The 16,866-nt window shown below is 65.6% G+C and carries 9 protein-coding genes; 4 read left to right on the plus strand and 5 right to left on the minus strand.

What is annotated here, in order from left to right:
• Positions 1-20: 20 nt before the first annotated feature.
• The 4 genes from GGR90_RS02305 to GGR90_RS02320 all read left to right on the plus strand — a co-directional run bounded on the left by GGR90_RS02305 (position 21) and on the right by GGR90_RS02320 (position 6,766).
• Positions 21-2,861, plus strand: a complete 2,841-nt coding sequence (locus tag GGR90_RS02305) for a TonB-dependent receptor domain-containing protein (protein ID WP_245198370.1) — start codon at positions 21-23, stop codon at positions 2,859-2,861.
• 14 nt (positions 2,862-2,875) lie between these two features.
• A complete protein-coding gene (locus tag GGR90_RS02310; RefSeq protein ID WP_167919092.1) occupies positions 2,876-4,450 on the plus strand; it encodes an N-acyl-D-amino-acid deacylase family protein in 1,575 nt (524 codons plus the stop codon).
• A 73-nt stretch (positions 4,451-4,523) separates the two neighbouring features.
• A complete protein-coding gene (locus GGR90_RS02315; protein ID WP_167919094.1) occupies positions 4,524-5,408 on the plus strand; it encodes a LysR family transcriptional regulator in 885 nt (294 codons plus the stop codon).
• A 113-nt stretch (positions 5,409-5,521) separates the two neighbouring features.
• The gene (locus tag GGR90_RS02320) at positions 5,522-6,766 is read left to right on the plus strand and encodes a dicarboxylate/amino acid:cation symporter (protein ID WP_167919096.1); all 1,245 of its coding nucleotides are present in this window, start codon (positions 5,522-5,524) and stop codon (positions 6,764-6,766) included.
• A gap of 135 nt (positions 6,767-6,901) precedes the next feature.
• Here GGR90_RS02320 and GGR90_RS02325 read toward each other — a convergent pair whose 3' ends face one another.
• Genes GGR90_RS02325 through GGR90_RS02345 form a run of 5 tightly spaced genes read right to left on the minus strand, consistent with a single transcriptional unit; the run spans position 6,902 to position 16,687 of the window.
• Complete coding sequence (locus GGR90_RS02325; RefSeq protein WP_381448603.1) at positions 6,902-8,947, minus strand: glycoside hydrolase family 97 protein; 2,046 nt, start codon at positions 8,945-8,947, stop codon at positions 6,902-6,904.
• On the minus strand, positions 8,940-10,583 hold the full coding sequence (locus GGR90_RS02330; RefSeq protein WP_167919100.1) for an alpha-amylase family glycosyl hydrolase: 1,644 nt from the start codon (positions 10,581-10,583) through the stop codon (positions 8,940-8,942). Before GGR90_RS02330 ends, GGR90_RS02325 begins: the two co-directional genes overlap by 8 nt.
• The gene (locus tag GGR90_RS02335; RefSeq protein WP_167919102.1) at positions 10,580-12,364 is read right to left on the minus strand and encodes an alpha-amylase family glycosyl hydrolase; all 1,785 of its coding nucleotides are present in this window, start codon (positions 12,362-12,364) and stop codon (positions 10,580-10,582) included. Before GGR90_RS02335 ends, GGR90_RS02330 begins: the two co-directional genes overlap by 4 nt.
• Positions 12,361-13,878 (minus strand): tryptophan halogenase family protein, encoded by a 1,518-nt coding sequence (locus GGR90_RS02340; protein WP_167919104.1) that lies wholly within the window; start codon positions 13,876-13,878, stop codon positions 12,361-12,363. The genes GGR90_RS02335 and GGR90_RS02340 overlap by 4 nt, the downstream gene beginning before the upstream one ends.
• Before the next feature lie 49 nt (positions 13,879-13,927).
• The gene (locus GGR90_RS02345; protein WP_167919106.1) at positions 13,928-16,687 is read right to left on the minus strand and encodes a TonB-dependent receptor; all 2,760 of its coding nucleotides are present in this window, start codon (positions 16,685-16,687) and stop codon (positions 13,928-13,930) included.
• Between the last annotated feature and the right edge of the window lie 179 nt (positions 16,688-16,866).

The following is a 16,866-nucleotide window of genomic DNA, read 5'->3' on the forward strand; positions in this document are numbered from 1 at the left end:
GATAAAAAAGGGGAAGACAGATGACCAGATCAATGCCGATCGTATCGACCACGGCGCTCGCCACCGCGCTGCTTTGGAGCGCACCCGCGCTGGCGCAGGACGCGGCCGACGCATCCGCCGCGCCGCCCGCACCCGCCGCCGAAACTTATTCCGACGCGGCGATCACCGTCACCGGCAGCCGCATCCAGCGCGACGGTTTCCGCGCCCCGACCCCGCTCACCGTGCTCAATGCCGAGGATATCGAAAGCTCCGCGCCGGCGAACATCGCCGACTATGTCAACGACATCCCCTCGCTCGTCGGCAGCGTCACGCCGGCCAGCTCGAACCTCAACATCAGCGCGGGCACCGCCGGGGTCAACGCGCTCAACCTGCGCGCGCTCGGCACCGCGCGCACGCTCGTGCTGCTCGACGGCCAGCGTTCGGTCGGATCGACGATGACCGGGCTGGTCGACGTGAACACTTTTCCGCAAGGCCTGATCAAGAGCGTCGAGATCGTCACCGGCGGCGCATCGGCGGCTTATGGCTCCGACGCCGTGTCGGGCGTCGTCAACTTCATCCTCGACAAGGATTATACGGGGATCAAGGGATCGGCCGAATATGGCATCACCACCTATGGCGACGCGCCCAATTATCGCGCGACGCTGACCGCGGGCACCGCCTTCGCGGGCGGGCGCGGGCATTTGCTGCTCAACGGCGAGATCGCGATCAAGGACGGGCTGCACAGCGTGCCGCGCGACTGGAACCAGCAGGGCTGGTACATGATCCGCAACCCCGCGTATGTGGCGGGCAACGGCGCGCCTGAACGGCTCGTCGTGTCGGGCGCGGGGCTCAGCCTCGCGACCCCCGGCGGGATCATCACCGATACGGCGCTGCGCGGCACCGTTTTCGGGCGCGACGGCGCGGTCGGCCAGTTCGATTATGGCACCGTGCGCAACCCGTGGATGATCGGCGGCGACTGGGAATCGACGCAGGTGAACAGTTTCCAGTCGCTCGACCCCGCTGAAAACCGCAAGAGCCTGTTCGGGCGCCTCAGCTTCGAAGTCTCCGACGGGCTCAACCTCTTCGTCCAGGCCTCCTATGCCAAGTCGAAGAATCGCGGGAACCTCGGCATCCAGCTCAACCAGGGGAATGTCACGATCCAATCGGACAATGCCTTCCTGCCGCAATCGGTGCGCGACGAGCTGGCGCTGCGGGGTATCGACGAGTTCAAGCTGGGCACCACCAACGCCAATCTGCCGGTCCGCAAGAATGATACGCGGCGCGAACTGCAACGCTACGTCGTCGGCGCCAACGGCGAGTTCGACCTTTTCGGATCGAGCGCGCGCTGGGACGTCTATTATCAGAAGGGGATCAGCCGCACGCGCGAAATGGCGCGCGACATCAGCAACAATGCGCGCCTCGCGCTCGCGCAGGACGCGGTGTTCGCCCCTGCCGGCAATTCACTCGGCGTGGCCGAGGGCACGATCGTCTGCCGCTCGTCGCTCACCAGCCCCGACAATGGCTGCGTGCCCTTCAACCGCATCGGCATCGGCACCGCGAGCCAGGAGGGGCTGGACTATGTGCTCGGCAACCCGTTCCGCAACCAGAAATTCCAGCAGGATGTGTTCGCCGCCAACCTGTCGTTCGACGCCTTCGAGCTGCCCGCCGGCCCGGTATCGGTGGCGATCGGCGGCGAGCACCGGCGCGAGAAAGTGTCGGGCGACGTGGCCGAAGAATTCCAGACCGGCTGGTTCGTCGGCAATTTCCTGCCCAGCTTCGGCTCCTACAATGTCAGCGAGGCCTATCTCGAGCTCGCGGTGCCGGTGTTCGATGGGCTCGACCTCAACGGCGCGGTGCGCGCCACCGACTATTCGACCTCGGGCTATGTCACGACGTGGAAGGCGGGGCTGACCTGGGAACCGGTTCCCGACATCCGCTTCCGCGCGACGCGATCGCGCGACATTCGCGCGCCCAATCTGGGCGAATTGTTCACCGCCGGCTCGACGCGCATCAACGTGTTGCTCGACCCGACGCAGAACAATGCCTCGGTGCAGTTCGCCGGAACAACGCGCGGCAATCCGCTGCTCGACCCCGAAAAGGCCGACCAATGGGGCGTCGGCGTCGTGCTGCGGCCGCGCTTCATCCCCGGCTTCGCGCTGTCGGCCGACTATTATGACATCAAGATCAAGAATGCGATCGGCACCGTCCCGGCGCAAAAGATCGTCGATCGCTGCGCCCAAGGCGTGCAGGCCTTTTGCGCGGCGGTCGTGCGCGGACCCAATGATTTCGACAACGATCTGCAGGTCTTCGAAACCCCGTTCAACTTCGCGGTCCAGCGCGCGACGGGGATCGATTTCGAGGGGTCGTATCGGATGCCGATCGGCAGCGGCGACCTGACGCTGCGCGCGATGGCGACGCGCTACATCAAGAATTATTTCGACAATGGCATCGATGATGCGACCGACACGGTGGGACAGAATGCACCCGGCGGAACGCCCAAGTGGCTGTATCGCGTCCAGGCCAATTGGGCGACCGACGGCTTCAACTTCAACCTGACGGGGCGCGGCATTTCGAGCGGCGTCTATGACACCAGCTTCGTCGAATGCGCCTCGGGCTGTCCGGCGTCGACCGTCACCAACCCGACGATCAACGACAATCATATCGCGGGCGCCTTCTATCTCGATACCTCGCTGACCTTCGACGTCGAAATGGCGGGCAAGGAGCTCGAACTTTATCTCGCGGTGAACAATTTGCTGAACAAGGATCCGGCGATCGTCGCGCCGGGGCCGGCGGGCAGCGCCTATGCGACGCCGGCGACCAACCAGTCGCTCTATGACCTGCTCGGCCGGACCTATCGCGTCGGAATTCGCTTCAAGCTGTAAGGAAAGGACGATCGATGAAACGCCTTACGCTCGCAATCGGAGCATTGCTCGCCACCACCGCGCCCGCCCTCGCCCAGCATTATGACGTGCTGATCCGCGGCGGCACGCTCTACGACGGCAGCGGCGGACCCGCGCGCACCGCCGACGTCGCGATCACCGGCGACCGCATCGCGGCGGTCGGGTCGATCCCCGATAGCGCGACGGCGACGACGCTGATCGACGCCGCCGGCCGGATCGTCGCGCCGGGCTTCATCGACCCCCATTCGCACGCGGCGCCGAACATCCAGACGAAGGAACTCGCCGCCGCGCTGCCGATGCTGCATCAGGGGATCACGACGCTGGCGATCAATCCCGATGGCGGCGGGCCGGCCGAACTCGGCCAGCAGATCGTCGACCTCAAGACCCATATCCCCGGGGTCAACGTCATCCCGCTGATCGGCCACAACGCCGTGCGCCGCGCGGTGATGGGCGATGTCGCGCGGCTCGCGACCGCCGACGAGCAGGCGAAGATGGAAGGGCTCGTCACCGCGGCGATGGCGGCGGGCGCCTATGGCCTGTCGGGCGGCCCTTTCTACATTCCCGGCAAATATTCGAACACCGCCGAAATCGTCGAACTCGCGAAGGCGGCGGCGCGCTTTCCCGGCGCCTTCTACATCAGCCATGTCCGCGACGAGGGCAATTACGACATCGGCGTCGTCGCCGCGGTCGACGAAGTGATCACCGTCGCGCGCGAGGCGAAGATTCCGGGCGTCGTCACCCATATCAAGGTGCTGGGACCGCAGGTGTGGGGCAAGTCGGCCGACGTCATCGCCACGATCGAAAAGGCGCGCGCCGAGGGGCTCGAAATCTGGGCCGACCAATATCCCTATACGGCCTCGGGATCGAGCCTGATGACCTCGCTCGTCCCCGGCTGGGCGCAGGAGGGCGGCGCGGCGGCGCTGGCGAAGCGGCTGCAGGATCCCGCGATGCGCGCGAAGATCCGCGCCGGGATGGTGCCGAACCTCGAACGCCGCGCCGGGGCGCATGCGCTGATGATCCGCAGCTTCGCGCCCGATCCCTCGCTCGAAGGCAAAAGGCTCGACGAGGTTGGCCGGATCAAGGGCATGGACCCGCTCGACGCCGCGATCGAGATGCTGATCGCGGGCGGCGCGCCGACGATCTCGTTCAACATGAGCGACGCCGATGTCGAGGCCTTCATGCGCCAGCCGTGGACGATGACCTCGACCGACGGCGGGCTGCCGCCTTTCGGCAAGACGTCCGAGCATCCGCGCGCTTATGGCGCCTTCCCGCGCAAGCTGCGCCGCTATGTGCTCGACAAGCCGGTGATCCCGATGGCGCAGGCGATCCACGCCGCGACCGGGCTGCCCGCGAAAATCCTCGGCGTCCCCGACCGCGGCCTGCTGCGCGAAGGCGCGTTTGCCGACGTGATCGTCTTCGATCCCGAGACCATCCGCGACCTCGCGACCTATGAACGGCCGCACGCCTATTCGGTCGGCGTGGATTATGTCTTCGTCAATGGAAAGGCCGCGCTCGCGAAGGGGAAACCCACCACCGATCGCCACGGCCGCGTGCTGCTCCGGCCGCGCTGACGCCGGGAGCCCCCGCCTTGCCGCAACGCAAAATATCTTGCCGCGAGGCGGGGCACCGCTAACCATGGCGGGGATGAACCTGCGCCATATCGAGATATTCCACGCGGTCTATACCAACGGATCGGTCAGCGCCGCCGCGCGCGCACTCAATATTTCGCAGCCGTCGGTGTCGAAGACGCTGCGCCACGCCGAATCGATCCTCGGCTTTCCGCTGTTCGAACGCTCGGCCGGGCGCCTCGTCGCGACCGACGACGCGCACGCGCTGTTCGCCGAGGTCAGCGAGATTCAGGACCGCGTCCACGCGCTGCGAGAAGGCGCGCGCAACCTGCGACGCGGTGCGGGCATGAAGCTGCGCATCTCGGCGCTCCCGTCGCTGGCGCTCGGCGTCCTCCCCGAAGCCGTCGCGCGCTTCCTCACCAGCCATCCCCATGTCAATTTCGACCTGCAGACGGTCCACCACGACGATCTGGTCCGCAAGCTCCACGAGCGCGAAACCGACGTCGCGATCGCGGTCGAGGTGCCGCAGAACGCCCCGATCGGCAGCCGCTGGCTCGGTGAGGGCGAGTTGGTCGTCCTCTATCGCGAAGCCGACATGCCCGAAGCGCCGCCGCGCCTCGCGCTCGGCGACCTGCGCGAACATCGCTTTATCAGCGTCGCGGCGAGCGGGCCGATCGGCGAGATATTCGTCGAGGAGCAGCGCCGGCTCGGGCTGGAATTCGACCATGCGATGTCGGCGCGCACATTCTATATCGCGACCGCGCTCGTTCGCGCGGGAGTCGGGTTGACCGTCGTCGACAGCTTCACCGCGCAGGCCGCGCTGGCGCCGGGCCTCGCGATCCGTCCGCTGACGCCGCCGCTGACCTTCGATCTTTACGCGATGTATTATCACAATCGCCCACCCACCGCGCTGACGACGGACTTTCTGAAAGTCGTGGCGGACGTCATCGACGGGATATAGCGACGGGTTATGGATAGACGCACATTCGCTATGCGGTCCGGGCCGCACGTCCGACTAGGCTCGCGGGCCATGACATATCTTCCACCCCATCGCGTCCGACGGGCGGCCGGGCGATGATGCGCCGCTGGTTCGCTATCCCGCTGTGGAAGCGCGTGCTCGGCGGGCTGGTTCTCGGACTGCTGCTCGCGCTCGTCTGGCCGGAGGCGGCGCCCAAGGTCGCGGTCTTCGGCGATCTGTTCGTGCGCGCGATCCGGATGCTCGTCGCGCCGATCGTGCTCGTCACCATCGCCGCGGGGATCACCTCGCTTGCCGACCCCAAGCGCCTCGGCCCGCTGGGCGGGCGCACGGTCGGGCTGTTCGCGCTGACGACCGCGATCGCAGTATCGATCGGCATGGCCGTCGCGCTGATCGTCGAGCCCGGCGTCGCCGCCCCCGTCGGCACCGCCGCGCCCAAGGCGCTCGGCGACCCGGTGCCGCTCTATGACCAGCTCGTCGGCATCGTCCCGCTCAACATCGTCGACGCCTTGGCGAAGGGCGACATGCTCGCGCTGATCTTCGTCGCGATCCTCGTCGGCGTCGGCACCGTCCTCACCGGCGAGGCGGGCAAGCCCTTCGCCGGCCTGTTGCAGTCGCTGTCGGCGGTGCTGCTGAAGATCGTCGGGCTGGTGATGGAGGCGACCCCGATCGGCGTGTTCGCGCTGATCGCCAACGCCGTCGCCGCCAACGGCGCGGCGGTCTTCGTCAACATCGGCTGGCTGGCGCTCGCCGTCGTCCTGGGGTCGGCGATCCAGATCATCCTCGTCCACAGCCTCATCCTGCGGCTGCTCGCACGCCTGCCCGTCTTCACCTTTTTTCGCGGCATCGTCGACGCGCTCGTCGTCGCTTTCTCGACCGCCTCGTCATCGGCGACCCTGCCCGTCGCGATGACCGTCGCGGGCAGGAACCTCGGCATATCGTCGAGCGTCTATTCGACTGTGCTGCCGCTCGGCGCCAGCATCGGCAAGGACGGCACCGCCATGTATGTCGGGCTGCTCAGCATATTCAGTCTGCAGGCGTTCGGCGTGCCGATCGATGCCGGAACGCTCGCGATCATTTTGCTCACCGGCGCGCTCGCGGCGTTCGGCACCGCACCCGTTCCGTCGGCGTCGCTCTTCATGCTCGCCGCGGTGCTTTCGGCGGTCGGCGTTCCGCCCGAACAGACCGCGCTGATCGTCGGCTTCGTGCTCCCCTTCGACCGGTTGCTCGACATGACGCGCACCGTGCCGAGCGCGAGCGCGAATCTGGTCGTCGCTACGACGGTGGCGCGGTGGGAGGGCGAGCTCGACCAGGCTGTCTATCGCGCGCCGCCGCGTCGTTAGAGCGTGATCATTCCTAATTGAATCGTCATCCCGGCGAAGGCCGGGATCTCGCCGGTGCGTCAGGGCGAGAGGGCGAGATCCCGGCCTTCGCCGGGATGACGACAATAAAATGACCGCTTTCCAGAGACTTTCGGCCTACTTTCCCCGCGCGACGCGCATCGCGGCTCCGCCGCCCGGCGCGAGCCAAAGCTTGTAGGTGTCACCCTTCTTCACCTTGATCGTGTCATAGGCGATGCGGTGCCGCGCGTCGGTCAGATAGGTGGCGCCTTCGCCATCCTTCCAGATCGTCGCGGTATAGGTCTTGCCGGGGTCGAGGAAATCGAAGCTCAGCGTCAGCGTGCGCGCGGTCGCGTCGTTGACCCCGCCGACATACCAGTCGGCGCTGTTCCGGTCCTTGCGCGCGAAAATCGCATAGTCGCCGACTTCGCCCGCGATCAGCCTGCTTTCGGACCAGTCGGCGGGGACCATCTTGATGAATTCGAGTTCGCGCGGATGCGCTTCCAAATTCTCGATAAAGTCCGCCGCCATCTGGATCGGCGAATAGAGGGCGAGATAGAGGCCGAGTTGCTTCGCGAGCGTCGAGGCGAGCGGCGCCCCGTTCGCGCCCTCCAGGCTGAGCACGCCGGGCGTATAATCCATCGGGCCCGACAGCATCCGCGTATAGACGAGCGTCGGCACATGATCGGGGCCGTTGGCGAAGGCGCCCCAGGCATTATATTCCATGCCGCGCGCGCCTTCACGCGCGACCCAGTTGGGCCAGGTGCGGCGAAGCCCCGTGTCCTTCACCGGTTCGTGCGGGTTGACCGCGACATGATATTTGGCGGCGGTCTCGACCACCTTCAGATGATGCCGCACCTGCCGCTGGCCGTCGTGCCATTCCATCGCGGTCGCCCCCGGCGTGCCGCCCGGCGCGATGATCCCGCCCGCGTCGGCGACATAGCCGGTCTTGACCGTCCCGACGCCGAGCCGGCCATAGAGCTTCATCGCGTCGTCGAGCTGCGCTTCGTAGACCGCGATATTGCCGCCGGTTTCGTGATGGCCGATCAGCTGGACGCCCTTTTTCCGCCCATAGTCCGTCACCGCCTTCAGGTCGAAATCGGGGGTCGGCTGCGTGAAGCTGAATTCGTCGCCATGGCCGAACCAATTGCCGTTCCAGCCCTTGTTCCAGCCCTCGACGAGCACGCCGCCGAAGCCGTGCTTCGCCGCGAAATCGATATATTGCTTTGTCCGCTCGGTCGTCGCGCCGTGTTTGGGGCCTTCGGCCCAGCTCCAGTCGCCGCGGATCATGCCCCACCAGATGCCGATATATTTCATCGGCTTGAACCAGCTGACGTCGCCGAGCTTGTTCGGCTCGTTGAGGTTGAGTTCGAGATCGCTTTCGACCAGCCCCGCCGCATCGCCCGCGATGCGGATCGTCCGCCACGGCGTCGCGAACGGCAGGTCGCGGATGACGCGCGGCCCCTGCGACGACGGCGACAGGGTGGCGCGGAACTTCTGTCCCTCGATGCGTTTGAACCACATGCCCGCATAATCGACGAGCGCGGCTTCGTGGAACGCGAGGTGGGTGCCGTCGTCGAGGCGCATCGTGATCGGCGTGTGCGCGGTCGCGACCGCGTCGATCGGCGTTTGCTGATAGAGCTGCTCGTAGCGGTTCCATTCGCCGCCGGTGATCCACCAGGCGGTGCCCTTTGGCACGATGTCGAATTCGGTGATTTCGTCGGCGATCTTCGCGGTCTGGAGCCCCGCCTGCTCGGGGAGTTCATAGCGGAAGCCGATGCCGTCGTCGAACAGGCGGAAGCGAACGTTCATCGCATGACCGCCCCAGCTTTCATTCTGGCGGAAGCGGACGAGCAATTCATTGTGGCGGTCGCGCACGAAGCGGCGTTCGCCCCAAGGCTGTTCCCAGCGCGTGTCGGCGCTGGCACGCTCGGCGCTCTCGATCGCGAAACCGCGCTGGAGCGCGATGCCGTCGGTCAGCAGGAAGCCGAGCTTCGACGGCGCGATCAGCAGCTTGCCCTTGCGCGTCAGCGACCAGGTCGGGCGCTGATCATTGTCGGTCGACACGGTGAGCACGATGCTGCCGTCGGGCGATGCGGCGGTCTGCTGCGGCCGCGTTTCCTGCGCCGCAGCGGGAACGGTCGCGGCGGCGAGCAGCGGGAGAACGGCGAACAGGCTACGCATCATTTTTTCCTTCGAGTTTCAGCCAGAGGGCGCCGCACGGCGGCAAGTGCGCCGGATCGGCGCCGTTCAATGCGACGATCGGTTCGGCGCCGGCGCCATGGGACGCGATGTCGATCGCCGCGCCGCCGAGATTGAAGAGGCAGCGGACATGCTCGCCGCCCGCGACGCGATCGAAACCGAGGAGGTCGCCCTCGGCGATCCAGTGCGCGTTGGCGCCGAGCCGCAGCGCCGGGTGCGCCGCGCGCAGCGCGACGAGATGGCGGGTGAGGTTGAGCAGCGAAGCGGGGTCGTCGTGCTGCCGGTCGACCGCGAGATCGCCATGCGCGGCGCCGACCGGCAGCCACGGATCGACGCTCGAAAACCCCGCGTGATTTTCGCCCGCCGCCCAGGGCAGCGGCGTCCGCGCACCGTCGCGCGACAGCGTCAGCGGCCAGTTCTTGAGCGCCTCGGGATCCTTGACGAGTTCGAACGGAATCTCGACCTGGTCGAGCCCGAGTTCCTCGCCATTATAGATGATGATATTGCCGCGCAGCGCGCAGAGCAGCGCCATCTTCATGCGCGCATAAGCCGCCGGATCGACGCCCTCGGGCGTCCAGCGCGATAAAGCGCGCGGCGCGTCGTGATTTTCAAACGCCCAGCTCGGCCAGCCCATGCCCGGCGCGTCAGGCCATTGTTCGGCCGCCTCGCGCACCAGCTGCGGCGTCAGGCGGTCCGCATAGAGGAAATCGAAGCCATAGGCGCTGCTCAGCCGGCGGTCGCCCGCGGTGAACAGCTTCATCTCGCGCACCGCGTCGTCGCCGCCGACTTCGGCGACGGTGAAGCGGCCGGGATATTGATCGGTCAGCGCGCGGATGCGTTCGAGGAACAGCGGGATGTCGGGGTGCGACTGGTTGTAGATTTTCTGCTGGAAATCGAACGGCCGGGTACGCGGCTTGTTCGACGGCAGCGCCGGCGGATTGTCGCGAAGTTCGGGATCGTGCATCGAAAAATTGATCGCATCGATGCGGAAACCATCGACGCCCCTGTCGAGCCAGAAGCGCACCGCGCCGAGCAGCGCGTCCTGCACCTCCGGGTTGTGGACGTTGAGCTGCGGCTGCGACCCCAGGAAATTGTGCAGATAATATTGGCCGCGCCGCGCGTCCCACGTCCAGGCGGGACCGCCGAACACCGACTGCCAGTTGGTCGGCGGCGAGCCGTCGGGCTTGGCATCGGCCCAGACGTACCAGTCGGCCTGATCATTATATTTGTTCGCGCGGCTCGCCGCGAACCAGGCGTGACGGTCGGAGGTGTGCGCGAAGACGAGGTCGGTCGTGACTTTCAGCCCCAGCGCATGCGCGCGCGCCACCAGCGCGTCGAAATCGTCGAGCGTGCCGAAGATCGGATCGACGTCGCAATAGTCGGCAATGTCATAGCCGAAATCGTCCATCGGCGAGGGGTAGAAGGGCGACAGCCAGATCGCGTCGACGCCCAGGGAGGCGATATAATCGAGCCGTGCGGTGATGCCGGCAAGATCGCCGATGCCGTCGCCGTTCGAATCGGCGAAGCTGCGCGGATAGACCTGATAGATCGCCGCGCCCTTCCACCAGACATGCGGCGATTGGCGGACGGACGACGGCAGGGGAGAGAGTTCGTTCATTGGGCTTTGCAGATCATATATCCGAGCGGCGGCAGTTTGATGGCGAGCTGTCCCGGCGCGGCGGACCTCGCCGGGCAGTCGCCGTAAAGCGCCGTGTAGTTATTCTTCAGGGGATCGACGGCGACATTGGCGCTGAGCGGCGCGTTCGACGTGTTGAACGCGAGCAGGATTTCCTGCCCCGACGCCGCGTCGATGCGCGACACGGCGAACAGCCCCGGCTTTTCGGCATAGGTGCGGATGCGTTGCTCTCCGCGCCGAAGCGCGACATGATCCTGCCGCAGCTTCGCGAGCCGCGCGAAGGCGCGGTAGAGCGGATGGTCGGGGTCGAAATTGCTCCGGGCCGTCGTCGCATCGGTGCCGATCAGCTCATTGTCGTTATAGACCGCGACCTTTGAGGGGAACATGTCCTCGCGCGCATCCTGGTCGCCGCCGTCGCCGGTGAAGCCCTGCTCGTCGCCCGAATAGAGCACCGGCACGCCGCGCAGCGTGAGCAGCATCGCGTGCGCAAGCTCGGTGCGGCGCAGGATTTCCTGATCGCTCGCCGCGGGAAAGGCCTTGCGCGCGAAGTGGGCGAAGCGGCCGAAATCATGGTTGCCGGTGAAAGTCGGAAGCCGGAGCGCCGTCCGGTCGTCGCCATAGAGCGGATCGGCCGAGAACAGCTTTTCCAGCCAGTCGGGCGCTTTGGTCCCGCCGGCGACGTCGCGAACCGCGGCGAAGAAGGGGAAATCGAGGCTCGACGGCAGCCCCGCGACCCGCGTGCCCTGCGCGGTGATAGTCGGGTCCATATCGCCGGTCGCATATTCGCCGAAGATGTGGAAGTTCGGGATGCCATTCTTCGCCGCGCGATCGAGCATCGCGGGGGCGAAGGCGCGCCAGAATTCTGGGTTCACATGCTTGGCGGTGTCGATACGGAAGCCGTCAACCTTATAGCGGTCGATCCAGTCGCCATAAATGTCGACGAAGCCCTGAACGACGCGGGGATTTTCGGTCATCAGATCGTCGAGCCCGACGAAATCGCCCATCGTCGAGCTTTCGCCGGTGAAGGTCGAATTGCCGCGGTTGTGATAATAGATCGGCTCGTTGAGCCACGCCGGGACCTTGATGTCCTTCTCGTGCGGCGCGACCTTGACCATATAGGCGAAATTCGGGTCGGTCAGGCGGGCGAAATTCTCCGTGGTCTGAACATCGTCGCCGGCGAAGCCGTCGTTGACCGACGCCCCGTCGGCGGCGCGGCGCGCATAGGGATAATCGGCGCGGCTGCGATAGGGGCAGTCATAGCCCTTGCATTCGGCCATCTCGATCACGTCGGCGGTATGGTTGATGAGAATGTCCATATAGACCTTCATGCCCTTCGCGTGCGCGGCATCGACCAGCGCCTTGAAATCCGCGTTGGTGCCGAGGTGCGGATCGACCCGGGTGAAATCGGTCACCCAATAGCCGTGATAACCCGCGCTCTCCTGTCCCTTCGGGCCCTGCACCACCTTGTTCTTGAACACCGGCGACAGCCAGACCGCGGTCGCGCCGAGCGACTGGATATAGTCGAGCCGCCGGATCACGCCTTTCAGGTCGCCGCCGTGGAAAAAGCCCTTCGATGCGGGGTCATAACCCGTCGCGAGCCGATCGCCCTCCAGCCCGCCCTTGTCGTTGCCGGCATCGCCATTCTCGAACCGGTCGGGCAGCAGGAAATAGACGATCTCGTCCTCGGGCGGGCGCTGCCGGTAATCGGCGGCGGGCGCGGCGCCCGCCATGCTCAGCGCGATCAAGGATGCGAACAGGCTCATGCGGGCACTCCTGCCGCGCAATGCTGCGCGATGAAATCTTCGTGGGTAGGCAAATGCGACGCGGTGCGCGCGACGATCGTTTCGATGTCGGCGAAAAAGCCCGCGAGTTCATCGCGCGTGAGCTGGTCGGCCATCGGATGATGGGTCTTGGGCTCGATATTCTGCCCGGTCAGCACCTGGAACCAGCCGATTTCGACGAACAGTTCGTCGGCTTCGCGCACGATCTGGCCCTGACTGCGGAACAGCTCGATCTTGTGCGCGAGCGTTTCGGGGATGCCCATCTCGCGGCAGCGGATCCAGAAGGGCGAGTCGGTGCGCTGGTTGGCGTGATAATGGAGGATGATGAAGTCGCGGATGCGTTCATAATCGAAGCGAACGCGGCGGTTATAGGCGTCGATATTGGCGGCATCGAAATCGCGGTTCGGAAAATGCGCGAGCAGCTTGGCGATGCCGTTCTGGATCAGGTGGATGCTCGTCGATTCGAGCGGTTCGAGGAAGCCCGAGGCGAGGCCGAGCGCGACGACATTGGCGTTCCACGCGCGCCGCCGCATCCCGGTACGGAAGCGCAGCGTCCGCGGTTCGGCGAGCGGGCGCCCTTCGACGTTCGCGAGCAGGGTCGCCGTCGCTTCATCCTCGCCGATGAAGTCGCTGCAAAAGACATGGCCGTTGCCCGTCCGGTGCTGGAGCGGGATGCGCCATTGCCAGCCGCTCTGGTGCGCGATCGCCTGCGTATAAGGGCGCGCCGGGCCGGCATTTTCGCTCGGCACCGCGATCGCGCGGTCGCACGGGAGCCAGTGCGTCCAGTCTTCAAAGCCCGTTTCGAGCGCCTCCCCGATCAGCAGCGCGCGAAAGCCCGAGCAGTCGATGAAGAGTTCGCCTTCGATCGCCGTGCCATTTTCGAGGACGACGGCTTCGACATGGCCGCTCGCGCCATTGCGCCGCACGCTTTCGATCTTGCCCTCGATCCGCACGACGCCTGCATGTTCGGCGATTTTGCGCAGATAGGCGGCATAGAGCGCGGCATCGAAATGAAAGGCATGGGCGATGCCGTCGAGGCCCGTGTTCGCGATTTGCGGCAGCCGCGCGAAGCGGTTCGCGCGCGCGGCACTTTCGTTCAGCGAATAGTCGCCGAGCCGCCCCGCGATGCCCTCGGCCCGGCCGCGTAGCCAATATTGCGGGAACTGGAGCATGCCGAGGCTGCGCCCGACCTGCCCGAAAGCGTGCATATAGGTATCGCCGAGCCGGCCCCAGTCGCGAAACTCGATGCCGAGCTTGAACGTCCCGCGCGTTTCGCGGACGAATTCATCCTCGTCGATGCCGATCAGCGCATTGAACAGGCGGATCGCCGGGATGGTCGCTTCGCCAACGCCGATGGTGCCGATTTCGTCGCTTTCGACCAGCCGGATCGACAGATTGTCCATCGTGCGCGACAGCGCCGCGGCGGCCATCCAGCCCGCGGTGCCGCCACCGACGATCACCACCTTCGTGATGCGGTTCTCACCCACGCTGCCCATTCCTCTCGTCCGGAAGCGGACGGGCTTTTCGGCCCGCCCGCGCATTCCGTCAGAACTTGTAGGTGACACCGGCCATGAAGTTGCGACCATAATTCTGATAGTCGCGGATCTGGCGCGGATCATTGTTGTAATAGGTCACGAACGGCTCGTTGGTGAGGTTCGACGCCTGGAGCAGGATGCCGAGCCCTTCGAGCGCGCCGCTCTGGAAGGTATAGCCAACCTGCGCATCGACGACCATCTCGCTCTTCGCCGTCACCAGGTCGCGCTTCAGGCTGAGACCCGACACTTCGGCGAGGAACTTCGAGCGATAGCGGCCCGATATGCGTGCCTGGAAACCGGCCTTTTCGAAATAGGCGGTGCCGTTCACGACCCAGCGCGACAGGCCGGGCATGGCGATCGGGTCGGCGCTGCCTTCGCGGACGCGGCTCTTCGTAAAGGAGCCGCTGGCCAGCACGCCGAATCCGTCGAGCGCCTGGGTGAAGGTCGCGAAGGGCAGCGAGAGCGCGGCTTCGGCGCCATAGACGCGCCCGCCATTCCCGTTGCGCCACTGGTTGGCCAAACCCTGATAGGTCGCGACCGTTCCGCCGTCCGGAATTTCAAAGCCCGTGAAGTCGAACGCGTCGCTTTGGCGGTAGATGTAATTTTCGAGATATTTGTAGAAACCGCCCAGCGACACATAGGCGCCCTGACCGAAATATTTCTCGAGCGAGACGTCGACCGTGTCGGCCATCAGCGGCCGCAGCTTCGCATTGCCGAGGTCGAGCGACCAGGGCGACGCTTCGATGTCGGTGTTGTTACGCCTCGACGCGTCGAAATTGACGCCGCCGCCGGGCTTCAGCTGATCCATGCGCGCCCGCGCCAGCATCCGCGCGGCGCCGAAGCGCAGGAAGGTGTTGTCGGCGAATTCGACCGTCAGGTTCATGCTGGGCAGGAAGTCGGTATAGGTCGCGCCGTCGGTCACCGGCGTCGATTGCACCTGCCCACCGACGACCTGCGCAAAAAAGCTCGACGCCGACTGGTCGGTGTGGACGATCTGGATACCGACATTGCCGCGGATGGGGGTGCTGCCCGTGTCGGCGTCGAAATTGGCCTGGACGAAGCCCGTCAGCACCTTTTCGCGAACATTATAGTCGTTGAAGATGCGGCCCGGCGTCCAGCCCGCTTCGTCGGTGAGCACATAGTTTCCGTCGTTGTAATAGCGCCAGCTGTCGAACGCGACCATGCCGGGAATGCCGATGAAGTCGAGCGACACGGGGTCGTAGAGATAGTCGGCGGGCACCGCGGTATTCGCCGGATAATCATTGCTGGTCAGCACGAAACCGCGATCGTCGAGGCTCTTTTCGCGATCCGAATAATTGGCGCCGACGCGAATGCTGCTGAGCACGCCGTCCAGTTCCTGCGTCGCCTGCAGGCGCAGCGATTTGAGCTCGTCCTTGATCTTCGGCGTGTTGACGAAGCCGTCCTGGCAATTGGGAACCGCACCGCCGCAGCTGTTCCAGCCCTGCGGATCGGTGATCAGGAACAGGTTCGGATCGGCATAGTCGAGCGACGGGTCGAGGATGATGCCGCCCTTTGGCCGCAACTGGAACCCGAGCGCGGTTTCGCGCGCGCCGACGCCCGCGCCGCGGCCCGTGCCGAGATAGATTTCCAGATTTTCCTCGGTCTTCTTGAGCCGCGAATAGCCGAGGTCGAGTTCGAGCGTCAGCCGGTCGTTGGGCTTGAACTGGCTGTTCCAGCCGCCGGCGATGATCGTCGAGGTGCGGTGGACGACGTCGTTGCGCATCACGGCTTCGGTGCCCGACCAGGTGCCCGAGGTCACCAGCCCGTCCTCGATCGTGAAATCGGTCAGCGTGGAATTGCCCCACGCCAGCGGCAGTTCGATGCCGCGCAGCCGCTGGTCGTCCTTGAATCGCGACCAATAGGCGTCGATCGTCGTGTGGAACTTGTCGCTCGGTTCCCATTCGACCACCGCCATCACGCCGTCGCGCTTCAGCTCGTTCGATTTCACATAGGGCTTGGCGCCGCCGATCAGGAAGGCGGTGTTCGTCCCGTCGGTCAGCTCGGGATAGCCCCAGGCGTTGAACCGCTCCTCGGCGGTCGGCGACTGCATGCGCGCATAGCCGATCGCCCAGCCGAGCGTGCCGTCGGCATTCTGGTCGATATAGGAGATGTTGGCACGATAGCCCTTGTTCGAAATATCGGGATTGAGCTCGCCGAGATCGTTGATCTCGAACCGCGCGCCGGCCGCGATCGCGCGCCGGCCATAAGCGAGCGGACGCACCGTCCGCATGTCGATCGTGCCGCCGAGCGCCTGCCCGATCAGCGACGCGTCGGGGGTCTTGTAGACGACCGCGCCGTTGAGCAGCTCCGACGGATATTGGTCGAGCTCGACACCGCGATTGTTGCCCGCCGAAACCTGTTCGCGCCCGTTGAGCAAGGTCGTGGTGAAATCGGGCGCGAGGCCGCGGATCGACACGACATTGGCGCGGCCATCGAGGCGCTGGGTGGCGAGGCCCGGCAGGCGCGACAGCGATTCGGCGATCGACAGGTCGGGCAGCTTGCCGATGTCCTCGGCCGAGATCACTTCGACGATCGAGGTGTTGTTTTTCTTCGCCTGCACCGAATTGTTGATCGCGCCGCGGATGCCGGTGACGACGATGGCGTCTTCGGCCGGCGCTGCATCGACGGGTGCGGTGCTCGCGTCCTGCGCCATCGCGGCGCCGGGCAGGAAGGCGGTCAAGGTGAGGCCAAGCGCGATGGCGCTGGCACCCCGGCTAAGATTGGGGCGAAGATTGGTCGGCATGGTCATTTGTGGCTCCCCTGGCACGGACGGGCGGTCTTGCCCGCGCATCGGACCGGGGACGCGAAGCGTCCGTCAGGCTCCTCTCCGATGCGTGGGCTTTCCCATCTTGAGCCTCGCAATTGAAACCAATCGCGGCGGGCCGCCATAGGGTATACGTATACGCATAATATGCACGAGCGGGCGCT

Origin of the sequence: Sphingopyxis italica (assembly GCF_011926545.1) — a bacterium.
Classification (GTDB): domain Bacteria; phylum Pseudomonadota; class Alphaproteobacteria; order Sphingomonadales; family Sphingomonadaceae; genus Sphingopyxis; species Sphingopyxis italica.

What these genes read in the sequence shown, in the direction of transcription:
- GGR90_RS02320 (WP_167919096.1), top strand. Translation starts at nt 5,522, where the DNA reads ATGATGCGCCGCTGGTTCGCTATCCCGCTGTGGAAGCGCGTGCTCGGC.
- GGR90_RS02325 (WP_381448603.1), bottom strand. Translation starts at nt 8,947, where the DNA reads ATGCGTAGCCTGTTCGCCGTTCTCCCGCTGCTCGCCGCCGCGACCGTT.
- GGR90_RS02315 (WP_167919094.1), top strand. Translation starts at nt 4,524, where the DNA reads ATGAACCTGCGCCATATCGAGATATTCCACGCGGTCTATACCAACGGA.
- GGR90_RS02335 (WP_167919102.1), bottom strand. Translation starts at nt 12,364, where the DNA reads ATGAGCCTGTTCGCATCCTTGATCGCGCTGAGCATGGCGGGCGCCGCG.
- GGR90_RS02345 (WP_167919106.1), bottom strand. Translation starts at nt 16,687, where the DNA reads ATGACCATGCCGACCAATCTTCGCCCCAATCTTAGCCGGGGTGCCAGC.
- GGR90_RS02305 (WP_245198370.1), top strand. Translation starts at nt 21, where the DNA reads ATGACCAGATCAATGCCGATCGTATCGACCACGGCGCTCGCCACCGCG.
- GGR90_RS02310 (WP_167919092.1), top strand. Translation starts at nt 2,876, where the DNA reads ATGAAACGCCTTACGCTCGCAATCGGAGCATTGCTCGCCACCACCGCG.
- GGR90_RS02330 (WP_167919100.1), bottom strand. Translation starts at nt 10,583, where the DNA reads ATGAACGAACTCTCTCCCCTGCCGTCGTCCGTCCGCCAATCGCCGCAT.
- GGR90_RS02340 (WP_167919104.1), bottom strand. Translation starts at nt 13,878, where the DNA reads ATGGGCAGCGTGGGTGAGAACCGCATCACGAAGGTGGTGATCGTCGGT.